The organism is Streptomyces sp. S6, from assembly GCF_054880855.1.
In genome coordinates, this window is record NZ_JBTYMC010000500.1 from 1 (window position 1) to 3,142 (window position 3,142).

Sequence of the window (3,142 nt, forward strand, 5' to 3'; positions counted from 1 at the left end):
CGGGCGACGGCGGTGACGGCCGCTCTGGAGGCGGGCGGGCAGGGGCTGTTCGCGTTCCCGGCGCAGTCCAACGCGACAGGGGTGCGGCATCCCCTGGAGTGGGTCGGCCGGGCGCGAGGCCGGGGGTGGCGGGTGCTGCTGGACGCCGCCGCGTACCTGCCGACGGGGCCGCTGGACCTGACGGCCGTCCCCGCCGACTTCGTCGCGCTGTCCTGGTACAAGATCACCGGGTTCCCGACGGGTGTGGGCTGTCTGGTGGCCCGCCGGGACGCCCTCGCGGAGCTGAGACGGCCCTGGTTCGCGGGCGGGACCGTCCGGGCGTCGTCCTCCCACACCGACTGGCACCTGCCCGCACCCCCGCCGGAGGGCTTCGAGGACGGCACGCTCCCCTTCCTGTCCCTCCCGGACGTGACGGCGGCCGTCGCCTGGCACCGCGAGATCGGCTATGACGCCGTCCACCACCACGTCACCGCCCTGACGGCCCGCCTCCTGACGGGCCTCACCGCCCTGCGCCACCCGGACGGCGCCCCGGCGGTCCGGGTCCTCGGCCCCCTCTCCGCCGAGAACCGGGGACCCACGGTCACCTTCAACCTCCTCCACCCCGACGGCACCCCCGTCGACGAACGCCGCCTCCAGCAGGCCGCCGCCGGCGCCCGCGTCAGCCTGCGCACCGGCTGCTTCTGCAACCCCGGTGTCGCGGAGGAGGCCAACGGCATGACCCCGGACATCGTCCACGCCGCCCTCCTGCACGGCACGCCCGCCGACGTCGACGCCTACCTCCGGCAGCTCACCGTCCAGGCGCAGGGCGCGGTCCGCGCGTCGATGGGCGTGGCGACGAACACGCGTGACGTGGACCGGCTGGTGGAGGTGTGCGCGGAGCTGGTGGCGCGGGGGCTGGAGGAGGGGGTCGCGCAACCCCGGACGGGCTGCTGAAGCCCCTCCCCCTATGCCGCCGTCGCCTCGAACTGCGTCCGGTACAGCTCCGCGTACCGCCCGTCCGCCGCCAACAGCTCCTCGTGGGTGCCCTGTTCGACGATCCGCCCGGCTTCCAGGACCAGGATCAGATCGGCGGTGCGGACGGTCGAGAGGCGGTGGGCGATGACGAGTGCCGTGCGGTCGGCGAGCGCTTCGGCCAGGGCTTCCTGGACGGCCGCCTCCGAGGTGTTGTCGAGGTGGGCGGTCGCCTCGTCGAGGATGACGACGCGCTGGCGGGCCAGCAGGAGGCGGGCGATGGTCATGCGCTGGCGTTCCCCGCCGGAGAGCCGATATCCGCGTTCGCCGACGACGGTGTCGAGGCCGTCGGGCAGCTCCGCGACCAGCGTGCCGAGACGGGCCCTGCGCAGCGCGTCCCACAGGTCCTCGTCGGTCGCGGCGGGCGCCGCCAGCAGGAGGTTGGCCCTGACCGTGTCGTGGAAGAGGTGGCCGTCCTGCGTGACCATGCCGACGGTCTCCCGCAGGGACCGCGCGCTCACGTCCCGGACGTCCACGCCGCCGACCCTGACCGCGCCCGAGTCGACGTCGTACAGGCGGGGCAGGAGCTGGGCGATCGTCGACTTCCCGGCGCCGGAGGAGCCGACGAGGGCGACGGTCCTCCCGGGTTCGGCGCGGAAGGTGAGGCCGTGGAGGACCTCGGTGCCGCCCCGGGTGTCGAGGGCGGCGACCTCCTCCAGGGAGGCGAGGGAGACGCGGTCGGCGGAGGGGTAGCCGAAGCGGACGTCGTCGAACTCCACGGCGAGGGGACCTGAGGGGAGGTCGACGGCGTCCGGCTTCTCCTCGATCAGCGGCTTCAGGTCCAGCACCTCGAAGACCCGCTCGAAGCTGACCAGCGCGCTCATCACCTCGACCCGCGCCCCCGCGAGGGAGGTGAGCGGCGCGTACAGCCGGGTCAGGAGCAGCGCGAGGGAGACGACGGCGCCCGGCTCCAGGGTCCCGCCGAGCGCGAGCCGCCCGCCGAGGCCGTAGACGAGGGCCAGCGCCAGGGCGGAGACGAGGGTGAGGGCCGTGATGAACACCGACTGCGCCGTCGCCGTGCGCACCCCGATGTCGCGGACGCGGGCGGCCCGTTCGGCGAACTGGGCGGACTCCTCCTCGGGGCGGCCGAAGAGCTTGACGAGGGTCGCGCCGGGCGCCGAGAACCGCTCGGTCATCCGGGTGCCCATCGCCGCGTTGAGGGCCGCCGCCTCCCGCTGCATGCCCGCCATCCGCGCCCCCATCCGCCGCGCGGGCACCACGAACACCGGCAGCAGGACCAGCGCGAGGAGCGTCACCTGCCAGGACAGCGTCAGCATCACGGCGAGCGTGAGGAGCAGGGTGACGATGTTGCTGACGACCCCGGAGAGGGTGTTGCTGAACGCGCGCTGCGCGCCGATGACGTCGTTGTTGAGCCGGGAGACCAGCGCTCCCGTACGAGTCCGGGTGAAGAACGCGACCGGCATGCGCTGCACATGATCGAACACGGCCGTGCGCAGATCCAGGATGAGCCCCTCCCCGAGCGTCGCCGACAGCCGCCGGCTCAGCACCCCGAGCCCGGCCTCCAGGATCGCGAGCCCCGCGATGAGCAGCGCCAGCCGGACGACGACGGAGGGCTCGCCGTGCGACACGATCGTGTCGACGACGCGTCCGGCGAGGACGGGCCCGGCGACCGCGAGGAGCGCGGTCAGCATGCCGAGCACGACGAAGAGCGCGATCCTCTTGCGGTGCGGCAGGGCGAAGGCGCCGATGCGGCGCAGGGTGGCGCGGTCGAAGGGTCGTCCGTGTCCGGTCTTCGCGGTCATGGCGCTCTGTAGCTGCGCCCAGGCGGTGATCTCCATGCTCATGGAGACGACCGTAGGACCTCGACCAATCTTGAGGTCAAGGGCGTACGGGTGTTCGTCACGCGGAGTCCGCTCGTCCGCAACCCCGAGTTGGGCCCGGGTGGAAAACCTCTACCGACGTGATGACCGTCCCCGTCCCCGCCGCTGACCGGCGCTTTCCCGTGCGCCGACTCCTGTGTCTGGTGCCCGTCGTCCTCGTCGCCGTCGTCGCGGTCCGCCACCGTGACGTCCTCGTCGAGGGGTTCGGCCACCTCCGTGACGCCGAGTGGCCCTGGCTGCTGGCCGCCGCCGGGGCGACCTCGCTGACCTGGGTCGCCGCCGCCGTCACC

Annotated in this window: 2 protein-coding genes and 1 pseudogene; 2 read left to right on the forward strand and 1 reads right to left on the reverse strand. The window is 73.6% G+C overall.

The window, feature by feature from the left end:
- Positions 1–933: aminotransferase class V-fold PLP-dependent enzyme (locus ACVNF4_RS34300; protein ID WP_461806777.1), on the forward strand; the 933-nt coding region annotated here is incomplete at its 5' end.
- A gap of 11 nt (positions 934–944) precedes the next feature.
- On the opposite strand, the gene ACVNF4_RS34305 is transcribed toward ACVNF4_RS34300, so the two are convergent.
- The gene (locus ACVNF4_RS34305; RefSeq protein WP_461806778.1) at positions 945–2,810 is read right to left on the reverse strand and encodes an ABC transporter ATP-binding protein; all 1,866 of its coding nucleotides are present in this window, start codon (positions 2,808–2,810) and stop codon (positions 945–947) included.
- 125 nt (positions 2,811–2,935) lie between these two features.
- On the opposite strand from ACVNF4_RS34305, the pseudogene ACVNF4_RS34310 reads away from it, so the two are divergent.
- Positions 2,936–3,142 (forward strand): annotated as a pseudogene (locus tag ACVNF4_RS34310) (TIGR00374 family protein); the annotation flags it as partial.

Bases quoted from the DNA above. Each gene is read 5' to 3' on its own strand.
- ACVNF4_RS34305 (WP_461806778.1), bottom strand. From the start codon at position 2,810: ATGGAGATCACCGCCTGGGCGCAGCTACAGAGCGCCATGACCGCGAAG.